The sequence below is a fragment of the uncultured Caldilinea sp. genome (genome assembly GCF_937128415.1).
Lineage (GTDB): Bacteria > Chloroflexota > Anaerolineae > Caldilineales > Caldilineaceae > Caldilinea.
The window spans coordinates 184941-203047 of record NZ_CAKZMJ010000068.1 but is presented as its reverse complement, the minus strand read 5'-3'; the positions used below and the strand labels follow the sequence as shown (position 1 = coordinate 203047).

At 62.2% G+C, this 18107-nt stretch carries 15 protein-coding genes; 4 read left to right on the top strand and 11 right to left on the bottom strand.

Going from position 1 to position 18107, the window contains the following annotated elements:
• Positions 1–899 (top strand): LamG domain-containing protein (locus Q0367_RS13080; protein WP_298982717.1); only part of this gene is annotated, 899 nt, incomplete at its 5' end.
• Between the two features lie 36 nt (positions 900–935).
• Here Q0367_RS13080 and Q0367_RS13075 read toward each other — a convergent pair.
• The 4 genes from Q0367_RS13075 to Q0367_RS13060 are packed head-to-tail and all read right to left on the bottom strand — an operon-like array spanning position 936 to position 4528.
• Positions 936–1736: a carbon-nitrogen family hydrolase gene (locus Q0367_RS13075; RefSeq protein ID WP_297631917.1), complete on the bottom strand. Its 801-nt coding sequence runs from the start codon at positions 1734–1736 to the stop codon at positions 936–938.
• 11 nt (positions 1737–1747) lie between these two features.
• A complete protein-coding gene (locus Q0367_RS13070; protein WP_297631904.1) occupies positions 1748–2551 on the bottom strand; it encodes a hypothetical protein in 804 nt (267 codons plus the stop codon).
• A gap of 11 nt (positions 2552–2562) precedes the next feature.
• Positions 2563–4182: an SH3 domain-containing protein gene (locus Q0367_RS13065; RefSeq protein ID WP_297631900.1), complete on the bottom strand. Its 1620-nt coding sequence runs from the start codon at positions 4180–4182 to the stop codon at positions 2563–2565.
• Entirely contained in the window at positions 4175–4528 is a 354-nt protein-coding gene (locus Q0367_RS13060; RefSeq protein ID WP_297631870.1) for a hypothetical protein, read from the bottom strand. Before Q0367_RS13060 ends, Q0367_RS13065 begins: the two co-directional genes overlap by 8 nt.
• Before the next feature lie 207 nt (positions 4529–4735).
• On the opposite strand from Q0367_RS13060, the gene Q0367_RS13055 reads away from it, so the two are divergent.
• The 3 genes from Q0367_RS13055 to Q0367_RS13045 are packed head-to-tail and all read left to right on the top strand — an operon-like array spanning position 4736 to position 8326.
• Complete coding sequence (locus Q0367_RS13055) at positions 4736–5899, top strand: glycosyltransferase family 1 protein (protein WP_297631867.1); 1164 nt, start codon at positions 4736–4738, stop codon at positions 5897–5899.
• Positions 5900–5930: 31 nt separating this feature from the next.
• Positions 5931–6707 carry a WecB/TagA/CpsF family glycosyltransferase gene (locus Q0367_RS13050; protein ID WP_297631864.1) on the top strand — a complete coding sequence of 259 codons (777 nt, stop codon included), beginning with the start codon at positions 5931–5933 and terminating at the stop codon, positions 6705–6707.
• Positions 6704–8326, top strand: a complete 1623-nt coding sequence (locus Q0367_RS13045; protein ID WP_298982713.1) for an alpha-glucosidase — start codon at positions 6704–6706, stop codon at positions 8324–8326. The genes Q0367_RS13050 and Q0367_RS13045 overlap by 4 nt, the downstream gene beginning before the upstream one ends.
• A 20-nt stretch (positions 8327–8346) precedes the next feature.
• On the opposite strand, the gene Q0367_RS13040 is transcribed toward Q0367_RS13045, so the two are convergent.
• From Q0367_RS13040 to Q0367_RS13010, 7 genes are all read right to left on the bottom strand, one after another.
• Entirely contained in the window at positions 8347–9213 is an 867-nt protein-coding gene (locus tag Q0367_RS13040; protein WP_297631859.1) for a carbohydrate ABC transporter permease, read from the bottom strand.
• Positions 9203–10276, bottom strand: coding sequence for a carbohydrate ABC transporter permease (locus Q0367_RS13035; protein WP_297631854.1), 1074 nt, complete (start codon positions 10274–10276; stop codon positions 9203–9205). Before Q0367_RS13035 ends, Q0367_RS13040 begins: the two co-directional genes overlap by 11 nt.
• Positions 10277–10513: 237 nt before the next feature.
• Positions 10514–11914 carry an ABC transporter substrate-binding protein gene (locus tag Q0367_RS13030; protein WP_297631851.1) on the bottom strand — a complete coding sequence of 467 codons (1401 nt, stop codon included), beginning with the start codon at positions 11912–11914 and terminating at the stop codon, positions 10514–10516.
• Positions 11915–12052: 138 nt separating this feature from the next.
• Positions 12053–13051, bottom strand: a complete 999-nt coding sequence (locus tag Q0367_RS13025; protein ID WP_297631849.1) for a LacI family DNA-binding transcriptional regulator — start codon at positions 13049–13051, stop codon at positions 12053–12055.
• Positions 13052–13324: 273 nt separating this feature from the next.
• The gene (locus Q0367_RS13020) at positions 13325–14038 is read right to left on the bottom strand and encodes an ABC transporter ATP-binding protein (RefSeq protein ID WP_297631845.1); all 714 of its coding nucleotides are present in this window, start codon (positions 14036–14038) and stop codon (positions 13325–13327) included.
• Between the two features lie 19 nt (positions 14039–14057).
• Positions 14058–15059 (bottom strand): ABC transporter ATP-binding protein, encoded by a 1002-nt coding sequence (locus Q0367_RS13015; RefSeq protein ID WP_297631842.1) that lies wholly within the window; start codon positions 15057–15059, stop codon positions 14058–14060.
• Positions 15060–15127: 68 nt separating this feature from the next.
• Positions 15128–18079 carry an ABC transporter permease gene (locus tag Q0367_RS13010; protein WP_298982709.1) on the bottom strand — a complete coding sequence of 984 codons (2952 nt, stop codon included), beginning with the start codon at positions 18077–18079 and terminating at the stop codon, positions 15128–15130.
• Between the last annotated feature and the right edge of the window lie 28 nt (positions 18080–18107).

The window sequence follows — 18107 nt, the reverse complement described above, 5'->3', positions numbered from 1 at the left end:
CCTCCAGCGCTGCGCCGACGATTCCCTCCTCTGAACCGACTTTTTCACCTGAACCGACGCCCACCGACGCTTCTGCATTGCCTTCTCCTGAACCCGCAGGCGCCGAGGCCTCGACTACGAGCGTGGGAAGCTCCGTGCGCTTCTTCGGCAACGGTCGCGACGCCATCGATCGCATTACGATACCCATCGACGCGCCGGAACGCCCCGCCGACGTCGGCGCCACAGACTTTACGATTGAGTTCTGGATCAAGGCGGAGCCGGGCGTCAACATGGGCAGCGTCGCATGCGACGTCAACGACGGATGGATTACCGGCAACATCTTCTTTGACCGGGACATTTACTTTGCGGGCGATTACGGCGACTTTGGCATTGCACTCAACAACGGCGCCATCGCCTTTGGACTGAGCGTAGGCGATGAGGGAACCACCCTATGCGGGGCGCGCACCGTGGCCGACGGGCGGTGGCGCCATGTGGCCGTGACGCGAAGCCTGAGCGGAGAAATGGCGATCTTCGTCGATGGGCAGCCGGATGGCTTTACGGTCGGTGCAGCGGGCGATGCAAGCTATCGCAACGGCCGCAGCACGGACTATCCCTGGGATCCCTACATCGTGCTTGGCGCTGAGAAGCATGACGCCGGCCCGGAGTACCCCTCCTTCAATGGCTGGCTAGATGAGCTGCGAATTTCGACGACGGTGCGCTACACCGCCGTCTTCCAACCTCCGACTGCGCCTTTTGTCCCCGACGTTTACACGGCGGCACTCTATCATTTCGATGAAGGCGCGGGAACGACCATCGCCGACAGCGCCGACGCTCCTGGCGGCCCCAGCGACGGCGTCCTGCGCGTCGGCGGCGATCCCGCCGGTCCGGTGTGGAGCGACGAAAGCCCGTTTCGACGCTGAGCGGCGGGACGACGCATCTGTAGGCCGCCGTTTGGTTCAATACAGCTCGGGTCGTCGATCCTCGAACACGGGAATGCGCCGCCGCACTTCGTCCACGAGCGTTGTGTCGATAGTCACCGTCAGCAGCGTTTCCACTTCTCCGGCCTCCACCAGCGTTTCCCCCCACGGGTCGATGACGGCGGAGGCCCCGAAGAAGGAAGCGGTCCCGGTCGTTCCCACCCGATTGCAGGCGGCCACAAAGCACTGGTTTTCGATGGCGCGGGCGCGCAGCAGCGTGCGCCAGTGCTCGCGGCGGGGATGCGGCCATTCGGCGGGGATCAACAGCAGCCGCGCGCCGGTCAGCGCATAGCTGCGCAGTAGCTCTGGAAAACGCAGGTCGTAACAGATGGCCAGCCCTGTTTTGCCCCATGGCAGGTCAAGGCAGACCCTTTGCTCGCCGGGCGCCAGGTATTTTTCCTCGTCCATCAGCCGGAAGAGATGCACCTTGCGATAGGCGGCGCACAGGACGCCGTCCGGCCCGTAGAGTGCAAAGCAGTTGTAATAGCGCCCTTCTTTCGCCTCCAGCATGGAGCCGCCGACGTACAGGCCGTGGTGGGCGGCCAACGCGGCGAGGCGCGCGAACCACCCTTCTTCAGAGGGATCGTGCGCGAGGGGCGAGGCCAATGTGGGAGCAGCCTCCAGGGCATAGGCTGTGCTCCACAGCTCCGGCAACAGCGCAAGGTCGCTGCCTCGCCGCGCCGCCTCGGCGATCGCTTCGGCGGCGTAGGCGAAGTTGCGTTCTGGTTCGCCTCGCTTGCAATCCATCTGGACGAGCGAAATAGTCACCGGACTGCTCATGCGATGTTCTCCTACTCATCGGGGTCGGGCAGCACTTCGACGGCGCTCCCCGACGCGTTTTTCGTATAGCCATAAACAGACGTCGACGTCGCCGCTCGCGTTGTGGCGGCGTCGCTTCGTTGTCTCCGAGTTGGAGCATGATGAATCTCCAGCCGCTCCGCCCGTGAAGCGCCTCGAGGCCATAAAGCGATCAGCAGACCGGCGACGATCAACATCGCCGGCCACCAGCGCAGCAGGGGGGCCATCTCGCCGCCTTCGCTGCGCACGGCGAGCAGCGCCGCAAAAATCCAGAGAATGCCGCCGGGAAGCACGGCCCACCATTGACGACGATGCAACAGGAAGAGCAGAAAAAAGACGGCGCCCGACCCGCCGAAGAGAACAAGCGCCATCCACTCCACCCGGTGGAACCAGGCGCTGAATCCGATGACCAGGCCGAAGACGCCCAGAAAGCCGGCGGTGAGCAGCGCCCACCAGCGTTCACTGCGCTGAGTCAGGTAGATATGGGTGAACCCGAGCGTCAACCCTGCGAAAACGATCGCTCCGAGCCAGCGACGGTCCACTTCGAGGGTGCTCAGCAGGAGAAGGGTCGCCAGCGCCAGCAACGTCCAGCCGGGCAGCACGCGCCACCACTCCGAGGGATTTCTTACGAAGCCGCCAAAGAAGAGAATGGCGCCAAAGACGGCTGCCACGGCGAGAAGATATTGAAGCTGCGGCGTGTAGGATGCCAGCAGCCCAAATTCAAAGAGCAGCAGCACGACGCCGCTGCTCATGAGGAGGAAGGCCCAAAGCCAGGTGCGCAGGCGCAGATCGGTCATGATGGGAGCCGCTACTGCGTCACCGGCAGCGTCGTCACATCGACGTTCAGTTCCGACGTGCTTGCCAACACCCAGCCGGTCGTTCCATCGGCCAGGCGCACCTGAATCCAGCTCCCATCCTCGGTGCGCCCGATGGCCGGGAAAGTGGCGCCCATGCTGACGGTCTCGATCGGCTCGCTTTCGTTGTTCGGCGCCAAGCGGATATTGGCGCCGAGCAGGCTTCTCACCGTCAGCGTCGGCTCCCCTGGCGTTGCGGGCGAGGGCGTCGGCTCCACAGGTTGTCCATCGGCGCCGACGATGGGCGCGTCGTCGATGTTCGAGGAGACGACCACTACGCCGCGAAAAACCCATGCGCGCTGGTTGTCCGGCAGGACGATCTGAATCCATTGCGTGTCGGCGGAACGCCCGACGGCCGGCAGCACGGCGCCGTTGGGCAGCACCGTCACGACGGCTGCTTCCAGCGAGGGAGCCGTGCGCGCACGCACGCCGACGGTGTCGGAGATGGCGATCGCCTGACCAACGGTTGGGATGGTGTTGGTGTAGGGCGCCGGCGGAATTACGTTGTTGATTTCGAGCGTGAAGGATGGCGCGCCTGTGGGCGTTTCCGGCTGCGCTGCAACCGGGGTCGGCGTCGCAAGGCCTTCCGCAATGATGATGTTGGAAGGTTGCACGGGCAACGCAGCAATGTCTCCCCCGACGGAGACCAGGCTTGCGGAAATCCAGCCGCGGCGGCCGTCGGGAAGCGTCGCCAGCAGCCAGTCGCCGGCGTCGGTGCGGCCTGAAACGGTCAATGCAGCGCCGAGCAGCGCCTCGCCGACGACTTGCGCCTGCAGGGCGGGTTCGAGACGCAGCGTGGCTCCTGGATCGGCGATCACGGTTGCGGTCAGGGGAGTTGCAGCTGTTTCCGCAGCAGGCGCAGGCTCGACGCCGGCTTCCGGCGTCACCGGCGGCAGCCCCGCACCCGTCAGAATGGCGTTCCATTCCGCCAGCGTCTTTTCTTCGCCCACGCTTTGGTCGAAAAATTCCGCCCAGACCCACGCCGCCTGATTTTCCGGGAGGATCACCAGCAGCCAATCGCCTTCCTGGCGCACGATGGTGACGCGCTCGCCGTTGTTGAGTAAGCGAATGATCGGGGCGGTCGTCGAAGGCTCGCGGCGGGCGTTGACGCCGGCCGGGTCATTGACCACGCCGATGCGCGTGAGGATCAGGGCGGGCGTCGGGGTGGGCGGCTCCGGCGTCGGCGTAGGAGGTTCGGGCGTGGGCGTCGGCTCTTGGGTAGGCGTTTCTGTGGGCATGACTGCTGCAGCCTGGTCGGGGGTTGGTGCGGTCGTCGGCGCACCAGACGGCTCGAAGCCGGTCAGCGGCGTCAACCCCAGATTGTTGAAGGCGATAAAGGCGACGTATGCCAGCGCGGCCAGGAGCGCCACAATCACGATCGAAGGCAGAATCCAGTTGCGGCCGGAGCGGGCGGCTGCGCGTTGATACTCGACGGGCTGCCAGTTCGGAGGCGTGGCGCCGGTTTCCTGAAGCTGCAGGTGGCTGGCGGCCTGCTCTGCATCCTGCAATTTCCACTGCTCAAGAGGTTCGTCGCTTTTTTCCAGTTGCCAGTTTTTCAGCGGATCGTTACTCATGATTGTTCTTTCCCTCAATGGGAGCATCCCAACCGCCCTGGCGACCCGTCCATGCGTAGGCAAGCGTCTGGACTCCAAACAACAACGTCAGTACGCTCCAGGCGATCGTTTGCCACCACGGTGTGGGCGCTCCGGAGAAAAGGCCCGTTAGTGCAATGCCGCCGCTGAACAAAAAGAGTGAACAGGTGAACGGCGTTAGAAATACAGGCGTCTTCAGCGTATAGCGCCAGGACCATCGTCGAACGCCGCGCAGCCAGCTCATGTAACTGAAGGTTGCCAACACGCCGGCGAGCCCTAGCACCCAAAGGCTGTTGCTGAGCAAAGACGGAGCCGAGATCATGCTCAAACGCGCCGACGCTTTCTAAAACTGTCTAACCGGCGCCTCTGCCGTCGGAAAACTGCTTGCATCATGACAGGCGTCGAAGAATGCAACGACCGAACATTAGACGAAGCGCTATTTTCGGATGCGGCGTCGAATTGACGCAACTTGTCCATAAAGTTAGTATACACGCAATGGAAGATTCTGAAAACAACGGGCTGCAGGCGAAAATCTGTGCATGACCTCATGCTCATCGGTGTTGACGCTTCGCGTGCGCTGCGTGCACGCCGCACCGGCACGGAGCGCTATTCATTAGAGATCATCCGTCATCTGCTAGGCTTGAAAGAAGCTTCTGAACATCGATGGCGCCTCTATACGGACGCCGCCGACGTCGATTCCAGATTGACGGCGCATTTCCCAGATGATGTTCATGTGGAGATGTGCGTGTTGCCTGCGCGTCGCCTCTGGACGCATCACAAGCTGGCGCGCGAGGTGACGCAGCGTCCCCCCGATGTGCTCTTCGTGCCTGCGCATGTGATTCCCTTCGTGGCGCCGATCGGCCGTCTGCCCGCCTGTGTGGTCACCGTGCATGATCTCGGCTATCATATCTTTCCCGAAGGGCATCCGTGGAAGCAACGGCTCTATCTGGAACTCACAACGCGCTGGAGCGTGCGCGCGGCCCAAAAAGTGATCGCCGTCAGTCAGGCTACGGCAAAGGATCTGATGGTGCTGTACCAAACGCCGTCGGATCGGATTCGAGTCATCCACGAAGCGCCTGCGCAGTCGGCGCCCGTCGCTCCGGAGCAGATGCAAGCCGTGCGCGCCCGCTATGCCCTGCAACGTCCGTATGCGCTCTTCATCGGCACAATTCACCCCCGCAAGAATATTGCGCGACTGGTGCAGGCGTATCAACAGATCGCTCACAACGGAGAGGCGACGTGGGACCTCGTGTTTGCCGGCGCTTCCGGCTGGATGACCGAAGGTCTTGTCGAACAGGTTGCAGCGATGGGGCTGGGCCGGTCGGTGCGTTTTCTCGGTTATGTTCCGGACGAAGCGTTGCCCGCCTTGCTGAAGGGCGCGCTTTTTTTTGCGTTTCCGTCTTTGTTTGAAGGATTTGGCCTCCCGGTATTGGAGGCGCAAAGCTATGGAGTGCCTGTGTTGACATCGAACAATTCTGCTTTACCCGAGATCGCTGGCGACGCCGCTCTGCTGGTCGATCCGACCGACGTGGACGCCATCGCCGACGCGATGCTGCGCCTGAGCCAGGATGAGGCGCTGCGTCAACGCTTGATCGAGGCGGGCTACGCCAATGTGAAACGCTTCTCCTGGGAGAAGGCCGCCCGCGAGACGCTGGCCGTTCTGTTGGAAGCCGCTGAAGAGGGACGGCGTCCAAAATAAGCCCACCCGCTGAGAGTTGAAGACGTCCGCCGTGATTGACTTCGCGCGCCCTCCACAGGTGAACATCCTTGGCGTGGCGATCGACTGCGTCGATTTTGCGCTTACGCTCGATCTGATCGATGCGTGGGTGATGCAGCGTCGCGCGTCCGGGGGCGTCGGCGTTCCCTGCCGTCAAATCTGCACCGTCAACCCGGAGTTTCTGGTCGACGCGCAACGCGATCCGGCGTTTGCGGCGACGTTGGCGCGCGCGGATCTGCGCGTGCCCGACGGCGCCGGCGTGCTCTGGGCGGCGCGGCGCATGGGCCGCCCTCTACGCGAGCGCGTCACCGGCTCGGACGGCGTTGCGTACATCTGTGAACGGGCGGCGCAGCGCGGGTGGCGCGTTTATTTTCTAGGAGCTGCGCCCGGCGTCGCCGAGCGCACTGCAGCGATCCTGGCGGCGCGCTACCCGGGGCTGCAGGTCGCCGGCTGCTATGCAGGCAGCCCCGCCGAGGCCGAATGGCCGGCGATTCGGTCGAGACTGGAAGCGGCGACGCCGGACATTCTGTTTGTCGCCTACGGGCATCCGCGCCAGGATTTTTGGATCGATCGGCGGCGCCATGCGCTGCCGGCGGCGGTGGCCATCGGCGTCGGCGGCGCATTCGATTTTGTGGCAGGCGTCGCCCCACGTGCGCCGGTGTGGATGCGACGAAACAATCTGGAGTGGCTGCATCGGCTGATCACGCAGCCCTGGCGTTGGCGGCGCATGCTGAAGTTGCCGGTTTTTGTGGGCTTGGTGTTGTTGCAGCAGTGGAGAGGCGAACGATGAGCGAATTTCGGCGCTGGTGGAAGGAAGCAGTCGTCTACCAGATTTACCCCAAAAGCTTTTATGACAGCAACGACGACGGCGTCGGCGATCTGCCCGGCGTCATCGAAAAACTCGATGTTTTGCACCATTTGGGCGTCGATGTGCTCTGGCTGAACCCGATCTACGCCTCGCCGGAGGTGGACAACGGCTACGACATCAGCGACTATTTCGCCCTGAACCCTAAATTTGGAACGATGGACGACCTGGAGCGTCTCCTGGCGGAGTGTCATCGCCGCGGGATGCGGGTGATCATGGACCTGGTCGTCAACCACACCTCCGACCAACATCGGTGGTTTGTCGAAAGCCGTCGCGCCCGCACAAATCCCTATCGAGACTATTACATCTGGCGCGATGGCCGAGATGGACGCGAGCCGAACAACTGGGCGGGCCATTTCAGCCAGTCCGCCTGGACGTTCGATGCAACGACCGGACAGTATTATCTGCATATCTTTTCGCCTCAGCAGCCCGACCTCAACTGGGAAAACCCTGCCGTGCGCAGCGAAGTGCAGCAGATCGTGCGCTGGTGGTTGGAAAAAGGGATCGACGGCTTTCGGCTGGACGCCATCAATCTGATCTCAAAAGCCCCCGGCCTGCCTGACAATCCAGGGGAGGGGCGCTATGTCTTTTCCTTGCAACACTTCTGCAATGGGCCGCGTTTTCACGAGTACATGCAGGAGCTGAATCGCGCCGTGTTTGCGCACTACGACATCATGACGGTGGGGGAATGCGCCGCCTTGACGATCGAGGACGCCATCGCCGTCTCGGCGCCGGCGCGCGGCGAGCTCAACATGGCCTTTCTTTTCGAGCACACCGACTATTACAACACGGTGGGTCGGGACGAGCAGAAACTGAAGGAGATCCTGACGCGCTGGCAGCTCGGCTTGCATGGCCGCGGCTGGGTGGGCCTCGCTTTCAGCAACCACGATCAGCCGCGCATTGTCTCCTGCTTCGGCGACGAGACGCGCTATCGCGAGGAGTCGGCCAAGCTCTTCGCCACCCTGCTTTTGACGCTTGAAGGCACGCCTTTCATCTACCAGGGCGAAGAGATCGGGATGACCAACGCCTACTACGATGCGATCGAAGCGTACAACGACGTTGGAACGGTCAACCTTTATCGAGAAAAGGTGGCGGCGGGCGTCGATCCGCAGGCGGCCTTTCGAGAGGTGCGGGCGAAATCTCGCGATCGCGGCCGCTCTCCCTATCAGTGGAGCGCAGAGGCAAACGCCGGTTTCACGCGCGGGCGACCGTGGATCGGCGTCAATCCGAACTATGTAGAGATCAACCTGGCGGCCAGTCTCGCCGATCCGAACTCTGTCTTTCACTACTATCGCCGTATGATTGCGCTGCGCAAGGCGACGCCCGCTCTGATCTACGGTGAGTTTCTTCCCGTCGAAGCGCCGGAGGAGCTGTTCGTCTATCGGCGCAGCCTTGGGGGGCGAACGTACGAAGTCGCGCTGAACCTGAGTGAGCGCACGGTGCGCCATGCCTCGGCGGGCGCAGCGCTGATCGGAAACTATCCAGAGGAGACGCACAAGGATAGACTCCGGCCCTACGAGGCCAGAGTCTATCAAATCGAGTGAGAGAACCAGGGAGAAGAGCCTCAGCCTTTGACGGCGCCGGCGGTCAGGCCGGCGACGATGCGGCGCTGAAAGATGAAGACCAGTGCGATCAGCGGCACGCTCGAAACGATGCCGCCCGCCATGATCTCCCCAAAGGGAATCTGTCTGGAGAACTGCGACGGGAAGTTGGCGATGATCACGGGCAGCGTGCGCGCATCGGGAGCGATCGACGTGAAGGTCAACGCAAAGAGGTACTCATTCCAGGCGCCGATGAAGGCCAGCAGGCCGGTCGTCACCAACGCCGGCGCCGTCAGCGGCAACATGATCATGTAGAAGGTCTGGAAAGGCGAAGCGCCGTCCACCTGCGCCGATTGGAAAATTTCTGTGGGCAGCTCGCGGAAGAAAGCCGTCAACACCCAGGCGGTGAAGGGCAGCGTGAAGAGCATATAGGTGATGATCATGCTGGGGATCGGCGGAATGCCCAGGTTGTTGATCATGGCGTAGAGGCCGGTGAGCACGGCGATGGCGGGGAACATCGTCATCGCCAAAATGACGTACAACGTGGCGGTCTTGCCTCGATAGCGCAGCTTGCCGAGCGCAAAGCCGGCGAACGAGCCGATCGCCAGCGACAGGAGCGTGACCGAAGTCGCCACGATGACGCTGTTGACGATGCCGCGCAGGAAGGCCTGGTTCGTAAAGACGGCTTCGTAGTTGCGCGTGAAGAAAGAAACCTCTCGCGTCACCGGGTCGCGAGGAATGAAGGTGGTCGGCGTCATCGCCAGCATGCCTTCCGATTTGAACGAGGAGTTGATCGCCCAGTAGAAGGGAAAGAGCATCCACACCGCCATGAGCACGATCAACACCCACAGCAAGATGCGATTGATGCGCCGTTTCATTTTAGTGGTCATCGGACTTCACCCCCAGACTGCGCATGTAGGTTACGGCAAAGACGGAAAGCACGAGGAAGATCACGACGCTGCTGGCCGAGGAGTACCCCATTTGACGGTTCTGGATCAGTTCATAGTAGGTGAAGCTGGCCATCGAATAGCGCGCCTGCCCCAGTACAATTTGAAAGAGATCGAAGACGCGCAGCGCATCGAGCGTGCGGAAGACCAGGGCAACGGCGATGGTGCCTTTCAGCAGCGGCAGCGTCAGCTGGAAGAACTGTCGGACGGGGCCGGCGCCGTCGACGTCGGCGGCTTCGTAGATGTCGCCGGGGATGAGTTGCAGGCCGGCCAGCAACAAGAGCGCCATGAACGGCGTCGTCTTCCAGACATCGATCATGATCATCGAGGGCAGCTGCCACGCCGGGTCGGAGAGGAAGGGGATCTCGCCGTTGCCCAGGCCAAGGTACCAGAAGACGGTGTTGAAAAACCCCGTGCGGTTCGGCTGCAGCATATAGGCCCACATCTGTGAAGAGACAGCCGTTGGGATCGCCCACGGAATCAGGATGATCGCACGCATGAAGCCGCGCCCTTTGAAGTTGGCGTTGACGATCAGGGCGACGATCATCCCCAACACCAGTTCCAGAAAAACGGTTGCGACGGCAAAGACGATCGTGTCCCAGACGGCGCGGATGAAATTGGGGTCGGTCGCCCCCAGCACATACCGCGTCCCGAAGAGGTCGAACTGTGTGACGGGGCGAAAGCGAATCGGTTCGCGCGGGAGCACTGTGACGGCGCTCTCATATTGCACGGCGCCGGTGTTTGGATCCACAATCGGTCGTCCAGCTTCATCCAGCCTGGGCGGAAGCTGCCGGATTGTCATACTGAGCAGTCTTTGATAGTTCTGAAAACCGACAAACTCAGTAGGCGCCGCGCTGGCGAACACGTTGTTCGTGAAACTGGTGTAAAAGACCGAGAAGAGCGGGTAAATGGCGATCGCCAGCAAAATGATAAATGTCGGCGCTAGCAACCAATAGGCCAACCGCTGTTCTCGTCTGGCCAAATCACTGCCGCCTTGTCTGGCCATAGTCGATGCTCCTTCTCACTAGACTCTGAAGCTGGCGACAATTGCATGGATGTCGATCCCTCACGCGCGCCCTTGGCGTCAGTCCGATGTCGAAGAGGGCGTCGTTTGCCTAAAGGCTCTTACGCACAGATCGACTCGACATGCTTGGCGGTGAGGGAGGGTTCTCGACGCCTTCCGGCGAGGAAAGGCGTCGAGAACGGAACTTTCGTCAGGATCGGTGAACTCGAAACGAATCTCCTACGGTGCGCCCACGGGGAAGCCGAGCAGATCTTGCAGATCCAGCTCGATGGTGGCCACGGCGTCTGCACCGCTCATGCGTCCGGTCAACACCTCAAAGACGTTGGAGAAGAAGATGTTGGACGTCTCGTTGTACTTCGGCGCAGTGGCCGTCGACGGGCGAGCAACTGCGCTGGTGAAGACCGGCAACAATCGCGGCATGAAGGGGCGCTGCTCGGCGATGTCCGGATCGGAGTACAAAGCCACCTTGGTCGGGATCAGTGAAGAGGGGCTGAGCGCCTGGGCCTTCTGCTCCTCCTCCGAGGTCAGCCACAGGGCCAGTTTGACCGCCGCCTCCGGGTTGCGGCTATATTTCGACACGCCGACCTGCCAGCCACCGAGCGTCGCTGCGCTCATGCCGGCCTCCTTGCCAGGCAGTGCAGTGACGTCAAATTTGTCTTTCACTGCGCTGTCCTCACCCTGGCTGAGACCATAGGCGTAGGGCCAGTTGCGCATGAAGGCTGCGTTGCCGCCGTGCCAAACGCGCCGCGATTCTTCCTCCATGAAGCTTGTCACGCCGGGCGGGGTGATCTTGCCGATCCAGCTATAGGCGCGATCCAAAGCCTCGGCGGCTGCCGGGTTGTTGATGGTGATGACTTTGTCCGGGCTGACGATGGTGCCGCCGCCGCTGGAATAGATCCACTCCAGCGCGTCGCAGGTCAGACCTTCATACGGCGCGCCCTGCCACACGAAGCCCCAGAAGTCCTGGTTGCCCTCGGCGCGCTCGCCGTCCTGGATCGTCTGCGCCATCTGCTCCAGCTCGTCCCAGGTCTGCGGCGGGCCATCGAAACCGTACTTCTCCAGCAGGTCGGTGCGATAGTAGAGCAGGCCGCCGTCGGTGAACCAGGGCAGGCCGACCAGGCGCCCATCGACCGTGTTGTTCTGCACGATGGCCGGGAAGTCGCCCGCCACCGCCTCGGCGACGCCCTCGTACTCGTAGAAGTCGATCAGGTGCTCGGCCAGGTCGCCAGGCCAGATCACGTCGATCTGCATGATGTCGATGTCTGCGGACTGCGCCTGGAACGCCTGCAGATAGAGGCCGATGCGGTCGGTCGCCGAGACCGGCCCCTCGATCAGGCGCACCTGGATGTCAGGGTTCGCCGCATTCCAGCGCTCCGCCTGCTGCCGACGGAATTCGAATTCAGCGCCCGGGCCGGGCCCCACCCACGTCAGCGTCACCACGCCTTCCTGTGCAGGCGCCGCCGGCTGCGCTTCGGTCGCTGCAGGCGCTGCGGGGGTGGCTTCCTGGGCAGGCGGGGGTGGAGGCGCCGTCGGCGTAGGCGCCGGTTGCCCAGGGCATGCCGCCAACACCATGGACAGCACGAGGAGCAGACTCCATATGGCTAAAAATCGCCGTTTCATAGTGACATTCTCCTTTTGATGCTAGTTGAGCGAAAAACCTATATTGCTAACCTGGAAATTTCCAGAGGTTAACCGATAAGGAGAGCGACGCCTTTCCAATCCGCTGCAGAACGGCGGCGGCGTTTGAATAGACGACCCTCAAGTTGTCTCGCGCTCGATGACCTGCAGCGGCAGCCGAATGCGGCGACTGCTTCGCGAAGATTCGGAGATCATCGAGAGCAACATTTCTACGGCCAGGCGTCCAGACTCCTCGAGAGACTGAGAAACGGTCGACAGCCCGATGTATTCGGCGAAGTCTGCGTCGTCAAAGCCCAATACGGCGACGTCCTCCGGCGCTCGCATCCCCAACTCTCGCGCCGCCTTGAGCACGCCGAGCGCCAACGTGTCATTGCCTGCAAAGATCGCTGTGGGCGGCTCCGGCTGCTGCAACAGATCGAGCGCCTGTCGCCGCGCTTCCTCATGCGACGCCGTCTGAGGGGCGAAACTGGGCAGGATCGGCGCAATGCCATGCCGCTCCAAGGCCTTTGCAAGCCCGCGAAATCGAAGTGCGCTGGTGCCGATCGCATACCCGGGAAGCTGCCGGTCGCCGCCGACGAAGCCGATGCGCCGATGTCCTTTGGCCAGGAGATATTCGGCTGCAATCTCCCCGCCCTCGACGTTGTCAATTTCCACAGCGGGCAGGCTTGGGTGCGACCCTTCGATGAGCACCGTAGGGAGTCCATGTTTCACCAGACGCGCCGCTTCCTCGTCGCTCAACACCAACGAGATGATCAGGAGCCCATCCAGTCGTCGCGTGATCGGCAGTGTGTGCAAATAGCTGCGCACGTGCTCCGGCGTATCCACGTTGTATACGACCAGCTCGAAACCGGTGTCCAACAATGCGCTTGAAACCCCGCGCAGTCGTTGCGTAAAGGACGGATAATGCATGAAAAAAGGCGCCAACACTCCGATCTGACGATGGATGCGCCGTGCACGCGCCGACGCTTCGGCTTTGGGCACGAATCCGAGCGCGTCGATCGCTTCCTGGATTCGCTGCAGGGTGGCCGGATGCACCGTCTGCGGCGCATTGAGCGCGCGCGAAACCGTAGCGATGCTCACGCCTGCACGCGAGGCGACATCGTAAATTGTTGAAGACATTCAACAAAACGTTTCTGATAAAATCGTATGCCTGGATTTTCTGGGGCGTATGTATTCATGCAATCAACATGAATACTGAAAGAGCTTTCATGAAAGCTCTTTCATGGCCAACAGTGTAGCATACTTTTTTGCAGGTGTCAACCTGGAATTTTCTGGTTTGGATGAGGATTTCGTTCGGAAGAGCTTGTGAAATCAGGTTGCACAATAGGTGAGTTGTGAAATCGAGCTGCGCCAATTGCGCAGCGAGGGTCATTCATCAGCAGGGGAGCGCCCTCACGAAAGGAGACGTCCGTCGCTGAGATGGAGCACGCGATCGGCGTAAGCGTCGACCAGCACGTCATGGGTGGCCATGAGCAGCGTGATGCGGCGCTCGTTCACCAGGGCGCGAAAGAGGGAGAGCACGCTGTGCGCCGTTTTGGTGTCGAGGTTGGCGGTGGGTTCGTCGGCGATCAGCAGGCGAGGAGAGTGCGCCAGCGCGCGGGCGACTGCCACGCGCTGCTGTTGACCGCCGGAAAGTTCGTAGGGGCGGTGGTCCTTCCATTTTAAAAGGCCGACCATTTCCAACGCCTCGAGCGTCGCTTTTCGCCGTTCGGCAGGGGCGACGCCTTTGAGTCTGAGCGCAAGCTCCACGTTCTCGTACGCCGACAGGATAGGCAGAAGCCCTAACGACTGAAAAATGAAGCCGATCTCCTGCTTTCTCCACGCCGTGCGCCGGCGCTCCGACCAGACGCCGATCTCATTGCCAAAGACGCGCACGCTGCCTGCCGTCGGCTGATCTAGGCCGCCGATGCAGTTGAGCAGCGTCGTCTTGCCGCTGCCGGAGCGCCCCTTGACGGCGACAAACTGGCCGGCCTGGACGGTGAGCGTCACCCCGTCGAGTGCACGCACCGTCTGATGATCGCGACGGTAGACGCGTTCCAGGTCAATCGTTTCCACCGCCAGGGTTGTGGCTGTCGGCGAAGTCGTCGAGGCGCTTGGCTGGAGCATTGCATCCTTCATTTCTGCACTACGCTTTCTTGCCGCGGCGTCCAAACAAGTTCAACCATCGTCTGGATTTCTCAGGCAGAAGTTCTTCCGTGTGGGCCGTTGGCGTTTCCACGAATTCGGCTTCCTCAACGCGGCGAATCAAGATGCCTTCTGGGGTCAGCTCCAGCCGCGCTCTTCTGCCGATATTGTGCTGTTCCAAATACTCGGGCGGAATGTGCAGACGTCCATTTTTATCCAGCACAACCAGCTCTTCGTAGTGTTCGTGTGCGTGGGCGTCCTCGTCCGGTTGGCCCTCATCGGCGAGCCAATCCGCCGTCTGCGGACGGATCTGTCGGACCGTTTCGCTGGCCAACATGCCGTCGCGGATCGCCACCACGCGGTCCACCTGTCGCGCCACGCCGGGATCGTGGCTGACGATGACGATGGTGACGCCCATCTCCTCGCGCAGACGACGAAAGGTGTCGTAGATCAGGGCGGCGGTGGCCGTGTCCACCTCGCCGGTTGGTTCGTCCGCAAGCAAGAGCGGCGGATGGTTGGCGAGGCCGACCGCAATGGCCACGCGCTGCTGTTCCCCGCCGGACAGTTCGGAGAGGCGATGGTGCATGCGCTCGCCCAATCCCACCCGCTCCAACAGCTCCGCCGCGCGCCGGCGATTTCCCCGCACGCGGCCGGCAACGGTCATCGGCAACATGACGTTTTCGATGGCGTTCAGGTAGGGGATCAGGTTGCGCGTGCTCTGTTGCCAGACGAAGCCCACGCGCTCGCGACGATAGCGGTTGAGTTGGGCGTCCGACATGCGCAGCAGGTCCTGCCCATCCACCAACACGCGGCCGGCGGAGGGACGATCCAACCCGCCGAGGATGTTCATCAGCGTGGTCTTTCCGCTCCCGCTGGCGCCGACGATGGCGATCAATTCGCCCTTTTCGACGCGCAGGTTAAGCTCGCGCAAGGCGACTTGCTCCAACCCGGCGATCTTGTAGATTTTGACAAGCCCATCGCACAAAATGAACGGTTCAGCCAAGATGTCTCCCTTCTTCAGCCGACGTCGGACGAAGCGCAGTGGGGCGCTTGCCGCGGCTCATCCCACGTCTACACCGTCTCGCCAAGCTTAATCGCCTGGAACACCTTCATGCGCAGTAAGAGCGCGATCAGGATGACGAATGCGGCCAGGAACAGCGCGCCGAAGAGCGCATACAGCCGCGTGACCGCCGGCCATGCAATCTCCACCGTGAAAGGCGGAATGTTGGCGGTGGGGCCGCTTCCGATCTGGAAATAAGGAATAAAGAGATCGCTGATAAGGGCGCCGATGGCGCTGCCGGCGCCTAAACCCAGCAGGATCAAGAACGCCAGTTCGCAGATCAGAAAGACGGAAAGTTGCCCGATCGAAAGCCCGATGGCGCGCAAGGTGCCGAGCTCGATGAAGCGCCGCCGGAACGAGAAAACGGCGTACAGCAGAAATCCCAACACCGTCAACAGGGCGGAAGCGAGAAAGCCGACCGAAAGCACGCCAAACAGCCCCTGTCGTTCCGGACGACGCAGCTCCTCGGCGATGCGCACCGGCGCCGCCTGGTAGTTGAGCACGGTGATGCCATATTGACGCAGATCTTGCACCATCTGTTCAAAGTCGGTTGCAGGCGCAGTCTTCACCCATACGTCGTAGGGATACTCCCCGCCGAGCTGCTCGAAGATCCACTCCAGGTTAGCGATGAAGAGCGGCTTGCCCTCCGCCAGTGGGCTGTACCAGGTGGGAAAGTAGCGAAAGTCTCCCACAATGCGCATCGGGAAGCTGGTGTTGCCGCCGGCGGCGCGCAGCCGCACCTGCACGGCGTCGCCGACGCGCAGCCCTTGCTGGCGCATGAAGGAGCGCTCCATCAGGACGCCGTCCGAGGCGATGGCAAGCGAGTTCATCAACGCGCCGAGGCTGGCGGAGGCGAAGTCGTTGCGCCAGTACGCCGCCTTAGGAAAATCGATGCGGTCAATGCCGATCATGGTGAAAGGCTGCCAGCGATCCTGCACCTGAATCGAGCCCTCGAATCTGCCCACGCGCGCAGCCGCTTCGATCTCCTTGACGTTCAGATGCTCATCGACCGGGATGAAGACCCACTCCGGCCCTGGGATTTGCGAGATGGCGCTGCCGGTCGTTGCGCTCTGTCCGGAGGTTGTCTCGGTGGATTGATTTCCGGTTGGGGCGCCCATGTTGGCGAATGGATTTTCCCCTGTGTTCGGCGTGGCGCCGAGCTCCACCAAACGGGCGTCTGCGCCGATGGCGTAGTAGCTTTGGTCGTAGAGATGATCGTCCAGCGTCTGCGCCAGCGAGGCCGTGAAGACCGCCAGGCTAAGCGTCCACATCAACAACACCAGCGGCGTGCTATAGAGTCCTGGCTCTCGCGCCAGATAGCGCGTGGCCAGCAAAAAGCCGACGCCGTTGAAGCGCGCCGCAATCCAGGCCAGCAGGGCCATCGCCAGCGGCAACAGCCGCAGGATCAACAACGTCAACGCCAGCGCCACCAGCGCGGGCAACAGAATTAACAGCGGATTTTCAAACACGTCTCCGGAGGCGGCGCCGGTGGGCGATACGATGGCGCCCTGTTGTTGCACCAGGTAGACGCCATAGCCGGCGGGGATCAGGAGCAATAGATCGAGCCAGGCGCGTTGCCACCATGGTTTGGAGACCGTGCGCGCCAGCTCCTGTTTATAGCTGACGATCGTGTGGCGCGCCGCGCCGATCGACGGCAAGACTTGCGCCAGCAACGCCACGCCGACCGCCAACAGGCCGAATTGCACAGGCGTGCTCGTCATCTGCACGCGCAGTGCGCTGTCCAGCGAAAAATTGAGGAACGAACGCGTGGCGCCGAAAATTTGCGCCATTGCCATGCTCAGGGGCGTCGCCACGGCCAAAGCCGCAAGCCCGAGCAACGCAGCTTCCAGCACTGCAACGACGGCGACCTGGATCGGCGTCGCCCCGCGGCTGCGCAACACTGCGATCTCGTTGCGCTGACGGCTGACGGCGAGACCCACGACCAGCCCGATGAACGCCAACAGCAGCGCCACGATGGGAAGGCTGAACGCGTACAGGAGCACGGTGAGCGTGCGCGCAGAGGACTGATATTTGCGCAGGGCGTCGTACGGGGAGATCTCCAGCCGCGTATTGGGAAGCAGCGTCGCGGCGCGCAAGGTGATCTGGTCGATGCGCGCCGCCAGGGAGGTGGCGTTGCTGGCGTTGACGTCGGAGCCATCCACCACCCAGTGCCAGGCGATCAGCGCCACCTCGTCGTCGAGCAAAGAGGCGATGCGCCCTTCAAAGGTGGCGGGAGGAACCATGAGCTGGGTGTCGAAGGCGCGAGGGCGATAGAACCAGAAATCCTCCTCCGAGTCGCGCGGGGCCCAGACGCCGCTGACGCGCACCGGGATTTGGACGGTGCGCACGCCGGCGCCGCTCTCGATGTTGCGGAAGGTCATGAACGGCTCGCCCACCTGCATGCCCAACCGTTCCGCCAGCACCTCGCTGACCGCCACTTCGATCGGTTCGGATGGATCGGCGCTGGCGGGCTGCGGCGGCCCCCCTTCGCGCCAGACGACGTGCTCTGCAAAGTGTTGCAGCGCGCCAAAGCTCACCCATTCCAGCGGCTCCTGTGCACTGGCGTAGCTCTGGCTCGTGTCTGCAGGGAAGAGGCGAAAGTTGTCCGTTTTGACATAACGCGTGATGCGTTTTACAGGCAAATCAAGCTGTTCGGTCGCTGGGCCGGAGAGATAGGCGTCGACGGGGGCGATCTCCTCCCAATCTTTGACGCCGTAAATGGAGCCGATGTTGCGAAACAGGAAGGTGAACGCGCTGCGGTCGTCTCTGACGCTTTGCCCGGCTTTCGCAAGCTCTTCCTGAAGCACGCGAAAATAGACTGCATCCGCATACAGGGGGATGCTCATGATCAGGGTGGTCGCCGCCACCAGGCCGACCAGGGTGGCGAGCGCCAGCCACCGTTGCGCTGCAAGCCGGCGTAGTGCGATGATGAGAGCCGCCCAAAGACGAAACAGAAAATTCATGGTGGAAACTCAGCTGGCTGTGGAGAGA

What these genes read in the sequence shown, in the direction of transcription:
- Q0367_RS13045 (WP_298982713.1), top strand. Translation starts at nt 6,704, where the DNA reads ATGAGCGAATTTCGGCGCTGGTGGAAGGAAGCAGTCGTCTACCAGATT.
- Q0367_RS13070 (WP_297631904.1), bottom strand. Translation starts at nt 2,551, where the DNA reads ATGACCGATCTGCGCCTGCGCACCTGGCTTTGGGCCTTCCTCCTCATG.
- Q0367_RS13040 (WP_297631859.1), bottom strand. Translation starts at nt 9,213, where the DNA reads ATGACCACTAAAATGAAACGGCGCATCAATCGCATCTTGCTGTGGGTG.
- Q0367_RS13075 (WP_297631917.1), bottom strand. Translation starts at nt 1,736, where the DNA reads ATGAGCAGTCCGGTGACTATTTCGCTCGTCCAGATGGATTGCAAGCGA.
- Q0367_RS13030 (WP_297631851.1), bottom strand. Translation starts at nt 11,914, where the DNA reads ATGAAACGGCGATTTTTAGCCATATGGAGTCTGCTCCTCGTGCTGTCC.
- Q0367_RS13065 (WP_297631900.1), bottom strand. Translation starts at nt 4,182, where the DNA reads ATGAGTAACGATCCGCTGAAAAACTGGCAACTGGAAAAAAGCGACGAA.
- Q0367_RS13035 (WP_297631854.1), bottom strand. Translation starts at nt 10,276, where the DNA reads ATGGCCAGACAAGGCGGCAGTGATTTGGCCAGACGAGAACAGCGGTTG.
- Q0367_RS13020 (WP_297631845.1), bottom strand. Translation starts at nt 14,038, where the DNA reads ATGCTCCAGCCAAGCGCCTCGACGACTTCGCCGACAGCCACAACCCTG.
- Q0367_RS13025 (WP_297631849.1), bottom strand. Translation starts at nt 13,051, where the DNA reads ATGTCTTCAACAATTTACGATGTCGCCTCGCGTGCAGGCGTGAGCATC.
- Q0367_RS13010 (WP_298982709.1), bottom strand. Translation starts at nt 18,079, where the DNA reads ATGAATTTTCTGTTTCGTCTTTGGGCGGCTCTCATCATCGCACTACGC.